The organism is Natronospira sp. (assembly GCF_007134575.1).
Lineage (GTDB): Bacteria > Pseudomonadota > Gammaproteobacteria > Natronospirales > Natronospiraceae > Natronospira > Natronospira elongata.
The window spans coordinates 1-5,452 of sequence record NZ_SLKM01000037.1 but is presented as its reverse complement, the minus strand read 5'-3'; the positions used below and the strand labels follow the sequence as shown (position 1 = coordinate 5,452).

6 protein-coding genes are annotated in these 5,452 nt (G+C 62.9%); 2 read left to right on the top strand and 4 right to left on the bottom strand.

The features are described 5' to 3' along the window. Positions 1-92: 92 nt before the first annotated feature. Both xseA and ACJWXQ_RS01470 read left to right on the top strand, forming a co-directional pair. A complete protein-coding gene (gene xseA / locus ACJWXQ_RS01475) occupies positions 93-1,466 on the top strand; it encodes an exodeoxyribonuclease VII large subunit (protein WP_406672003.1) in 1,374 nt (457 codons plus the stop codon). Further along, positions 1,463-2,311, top strand: coding sequence for a peptidoglycan DD-metalloendopeptidase family protein (locus tag ACJWXQ_RS01470; RefSeq protein WP_406672002.1), 849 nt, complete (start codon positions 1,463-1,465; stop codon positions 2,309-2,311). Before xseA ends, ACJWXQ_RS01470 begins: the two co-directional genes overlap by 4 nt. 104 nt (positions 2,312-2,415) lie before the next feature. Here ACJWXQ_RS01470 and ACJWXQ_RS01465 read toward each other — a convergent pair whose 3' ends face one another. The 4 genes from ACJWXQ_RS01465 to ACJWXQ_RS01450 form a co-directional block, all read right to left on the bottom strand. Then, complete coding sequence (locus tag ACJWXQ_RS01465) at positions 2,416-3,054, bottom strand: hypothetical protein (RefSeq protein WP_346051043.1); 639 nt, start codon at positions 3,052-3,054, stop codon at positions 2,416-2,418. A 19-nt stretch (positions 3,055-3,073) separates the two neighbouring features. Continuing rightward, a complete protein-coding gene (locus tag ACJWXQ_RS01460) occupies positions 3,074-3,820 on the bottom strand; it encodes a CPBP family intramembrane glutamic endopeptidase (RefSeq protein WP_346051044.1) in 747 nt (248 codons plus the stop codon). Positions 3,821-3,829: 9 nt separating this feature from the next. After that, positions 3,830-4,438 carry a cysteine dioxygenase family protein gene (locus tag ACJWXQ_RS01455; protein WP_346051045.1) on the bottom strand — a complete coding sequence of 203 codons (609 nt, stop codon included), beginning with the start codon at positions 4,436-4,438 and terminating at the stop codon, positions 3,830-3,832. Between the two features lie 2 nt (positions 4,439-4,440). Beyond that, positions 4,441-5,452 (bottom strand): homoserine O-acetyltransferase (locus ACJWXQ_RS01450; RefSeq protein ID WP_406672001.1); only part of this gene is annotated, 1,012 nt, incomplete at its 5' end.

The following is a 5,452-nucleotide window of genomic DNA, read 5'->3' as shown; positions in this document are numbered from 1 at the left end:
GCCCCGACGGGGCCGGGTAAAGCGAGCTACCGGAAAGAGCGGCGGGCCGGGCCCTCAATGGCGAAGGGGCGAGCAATGGTAAACTGGGCGGCATGAGCCGATCACTGCTGCAACCACCGGAACCCGCCCAGATCTGGACCGTTTCCCGACTCAATCGGGAAGCGCGATTTGCCCTGGAACAGGGCTTTCCGGCCCTCTGGATTGAGGGCGAGATATCCAATCTGGCGCGGCCGGCCTCCGGCCATCTCTATTTCTCCCTCAAGGACGAGTCCGCCCAGGTCCGCTGCGCCATGTTCCGTCCCCAGCAGCGCAATCTGGGCTTTCGTCCCGAGAACGGGGAGAAGGTCCTGGTCCGCGCCCGGGTGGGGCTGTACGAGGCTCGAGGGGAATTTCAGCTCAAGGTCGAGGCCATGGAGCCGGCCGGGGTGGGTGCCCTGCAAAGGGCCTTTGAGGCGCTCAAGCAGAAACTGGCCGCCGAGGGCCTGTTCGATGAGGCCATCAAGCGCCCCCTGCCGGCCATGCCCCGCCGCATCGGGGTGGTCACCTCCCCCACCGGGGCAGCCATTCGCGACATCATCACAACCCTTGGCCGGCGCTATCCCATGGGCGAGGTCATCGTCTATCCGGTCCCGGTTCAGGGGGACGGCGCGGCCGAGAAGATTGCCGCCATGCTGTCAACGGCGGGCCGCCGAGAAGAATGTGATGTCATCCTGCTGGCCCGGGGCGGTGGCTCCCTGGAAGACCTCTGGTCCTTCAACGAGGAAGTGGTGGCCCGTGCCATCCGTGCCTGCCCCATTCCCGTGGTGGCCGGCGTCGGCCATGAAGTGGACTTCACCATCGCCGATCTTGCCGCCGACTACCGCGCCCCCACCCCCACCGGCGCAGCGGAGGCAGTCAGCCCCGACAGCACTGAATGGGTGCAGTGGCTGCGTCAGCGAGAACAACGTCTTGAGCGGGCGATAAACGCACGCCTGCAACAATCCCGTGAGCGGGTGACAACACTGCAACGTCGCCTGTCCCTGCGCCATCCCGGACAATACCTGCAACAGCAGGCTCAACGGCTGGACGAACTGGAGCGACGCGCCGGGCGAATCATCCGCCGTCGCCTGAACGATGAATATCGCCGCCTGAACCACCTGCGGGAACGCCTGCAACTGGCCAGCCCCGCGGTGGGGCTCGACCGCAGCAAGCAACGCCTGCAGGAACTGCGGCAACGGATGATTCGCGCCATGGAACGCCGCTGCGGACAGCAACGGCAAAAGCTCGGTGCCCTGGCCCGCACCCTGCATACCGTCAGCCCCCTGGCGACCCTGGAACGCGGTTACGCCATTGTGGAATCCCCGGATGGGGGTATTATTCGGAATGCCGACCAGTTGATGGCCGGGGATGAGATCCGGGCCCGCCTGGCTCGGGGACGGGTAAGCGCTCACGTGATCGAAGTGCAAAGAGAGGATGAATCGCAATGAAGCGAGCTTTGCTGTTCTGCCTGGCAATGGCTTTTCTGAGTCTGTCCGGCACCAGTCTGGCGGACCTGCCGCGCAATATGCCGGTACCGGGGGGTGTGAAGGTCATCGACCTTCCAGACGAGGGTAATGGCCGGCCCGAGCTTCGCTATCGGGACCGGGATGTTCTGGTCATTCCTCGAGAGGGAGGCTACCGCGCCCTGCTGGGCATTCCCCTGTCCACGAGCCCCGGTGAACAGTCCTATCGCCTGCGCCGCGATGGGGGTGGATGGGAAACCCGACATTTTCAAGTGGAACCCAAGGAATATGCCGAGTCGCGGATCACCATCGCCGATGAGCGCATGGTGACGCCCGATGAAGAAGCGCTGGAGCGCATTGGACGGGAACGACCGCGCATTCGGCGCGCCCTGGCCACCCACAGCGACCAGGATGACGTCCCCATCCGATTCCAGCTACCGGTGAAGAATCGCCAGACCAGCGCCTTCGGCCTGCAGCGCTATATCAATGACCAGCGCCGGAATCCACACAGCGGCGTGGACATTGCCGGCGCCACCGGCACGCCCATCCACGCGCCCGCCCCCGGCAAGGTGATCGAGACCGGGCATTTCTATTTCAACGGCAAGACGGTCTTTCTGGACCACGGCCAGGGCCTCATTTCCATGTTTGCCCATATGGACGAGATCAGTGTCGAAACCGGCGACACCCTGGAGACCGATGATCTGGTCGGCAAGGTGGGCATGACCGGGCGAGTTACCGGCCCTCATCTGCACTGGTCGGTGTCGCTGGGGAATACCATGGTGAATCCACGGTATTTTCTTGAGGATGAGTCGCCGCTTGATGTGGAGTGAGGGGTGAGGGGTTAGAAGTCAGGGGAAAGAAAAAACCGGCCAAAGGCCGGTTTCCCTCCTACCCCCTAACCCCTTACTCCTCACCCCTAACCGTCAATCCACCCTCAATCTTCACTGTCCGTCGCCAGGAACAGGGCAAACCAGCCCGCGTCCAGATTGATCATGGCGTAGGCAATATCGTATTCGCCGTCGCAGAACCAGCAGGAGAAGCCGGGATCGAGACCGAACAGGAAGAGGTCATCCTCTTCGCTGTCGTCAAACAGGGCCTGCAGATAGTCCTCGGTCAATTGGCGGGCATGGTCGGCTTCCAGCCCGTCGCCAAGAACCCCACCATCGCGCAGAGCACGATAAAGGGCATCACCGAACTGCTGGGTGCTTTCGGACCAGATCCTTGCATCGGCCAGCCAGGCGATGGAACAGCCGGCGATGTCCGCCGGCAAATCCTGGTTGTCGGCCAGGCTCCACAGCAGGCTGATGACGGTTTCCGGCCCCGGGTCCTCATCGTCGTCCGGAGCCTCGCTGTCGTCCAGGTCCCAGGCCTGGAATACCACACCACCCGTCACCCAGCTACGGCGCAATTCCCGATGCGCCTTTTCCATGACCTGACGGCCCGGCGCGGGAATGGCAATGGGATCGCCGGTGGCCAGGCCCACTTCGTCGATGGCAGCATCGTCCACCACCACCGTGTCCTCGGGTTCGGTGTGGAAACGTCCACTGAACTCATCCATTGACCAGTAAGCCATGTTCCGCTTCCTTTGCCGTTCAGCGACGGCCCATGAGTAGAATTCCGCCACCTATCATGACCAATGCGGGCGCAATCGTCCACAACGGCAGCACACCCGGCACCCCGGTTTCGTCCATCAACATGGCCGAACCGTTCCAGGCGGCATGCATGATGACCGCGGGCCAGATACTGCCCTGGCGGATGACGACAATGGCGCAGGCCAGGCCCAGAACCCCGGTCACCAGGGAATGAACCGGATGGGCGTGAAGCATGGCAAACAGCACCGTGGTGACCAGCACGGCGGCCCAGGGCGGGAATCGATCAAGCATGCCGCGCAGAATCAGCCCGCGGAACAGCAGCTCTTCACTCAGGGGAGCGAAGGCAACCACCATCAGCGCCAGGGTCAGGCCGCCCAATTGCACCCGTGCCTCGCCCAGTACTTCATCCACTGCGCGAGCATGGTCCTCGGCCTCTCCCAGGTAGTAGAGACGGGCCAGGGTGGCCGCCACCAGGACCATCAAGCCCCCTCCCAGCAACAGGGCGGCGACCAGAGACGACCAGGAACATCTCGCGAGGCCCAGTGTGGGAGCAATGGCAAGACGACCCGTGCCAACGACCAGGGCAATGGTCAGCAGACAGGCCACTTGCATGGCGCCCACGCGGGCAAAGGCGGCGGGTAGTCCCCCGAACCACTGGGCCAGCCACAGCAGGCCCAGACTCAGGACCAGCATCAAGCAATAGGCGCTGACCCCATGGAGGACCTGGACCGGATGACGAAAGCCCATGGACGGCTGTCAGGCATCAAACTGGAGACTACGACTTTCCTTGCGGTACCAGTCACCGGATTCGGGCAGGAAGATATTGCAGCTTTCCATATCGCCTCCGTAGATGTGCAAGGTGACCGCCACATCATCTTCCCGGTCATTGAGGATGCGGTGGTGCTCATGAGGCGGGATCAGGCAGCCGGCGCCGCCGGTCTCCGAGGAAATGATTTCCTCCAGACGGAATCGCTCAAGCCCGTCCCGGGACTCCCGGTGCTGATACTGTTCAATGCGGATTCGGCCATGGCAGACCCCTTCCACGCACCAGAGTCCACAGTGATCATGCAATGGGGTGCCCTGCCCTACCCCCCAGGTCATGGCGACAATGCTGAATCGGCCTTCAGGGTCACGATAAACCAGGCGGCGGGCATAATGATCCTCGGCAGCCTCCATGAAGGCCCGGGGCAGTTGAAATTCTGCGCTGGATATCAGACGGCAGAGCCCCTTTTTGACCTGATCGGCAATCCGATCCGGCTCCTTTTCCCGAACCGCGTCAGCCACCGTGTCGATCAATTCGGCAGCGCCGGGAAAGTCGAATCCTGGCTCGCTTTGGGCCTTGTCGACGGCATAGTCAGTGGTCATGGTCAGGCTCCTCGAATCTTTTCAAGATAATCAGCGATCACCGGTCCGAAGCGGTCATGGTCGACCAGAAAGGCATCATGTCCCTGGATGGAGGCCAGTTCACTATAACTCACCGGAATGCCGACACGCTCAAGCCCTTCGGCCAGGGCCCTTTGCTGCTGTGCCGGGAACAGAATGTCACTGTCCACACCCACCACCGCCGCGGAACCGAGATAGTCGAGCACACCGAGTGCATCCTGCCCTTCCCCCGCATGCTCATCCACATCAAAAAGATCCATGGCCCGGGACAGATAGATGTAGCAGTTGGGGTCGAAGCCACCCACGAAGCGATCGGCCTGGGCCTCCAGATAGGACTCTATCTCGAAGCGCGGTCCGAACCCCGGGTCCGGCTCGGCCATCATCCGACGACCGAAACGCTCGACCCACTCCCCGGCGGAGCGATAGGAAATCATGCCCAGCTTGCGGGCCAGCCGCATGCCGGTAACCGGCGGTTGCTCGGGATGGTAATTGCCCCCCTGCCAGGCCGGATCACTGCGGATGGCCTCGCGCTGCAGGGAACGAATGGCGATGGCGAAGGGCAGTGCCCGCAATGCGGAGGAGATGCTCAGAAAATGACGGGCAACACCAGGGTAGCGCAGCAGAAAGGCCAGCGCTGTCATCCCCCCCATGGAAGGGCCAATCACCCCATGCACCCGCTCAAGCCCCATTTCCATCAGGGCCGCATGCGCGGCAGCGGCAATATCCTCGACCCGCAGTTCGGGAAAATCCAGCCGCCAGGGCTGGCCCGTCGCCGGATTGACACTGCCGGGTCCGGTAGAGCCGAAACAACTGCCAAGAGAGTTGAAGCAGATCACGTGCCAGTGATCGGTATCAATGGGGCGACCCGGGCCAATCATGGCCTCCCACCATCCCTCCTCGGGATCGGCGGCCGAGGAAGCGGCATGGGCACTGGGCGACAGGCCCGTGAATATCACCAGAGTGTTGTCACCATTGCCACGAGGCTGCCCCCAGGTT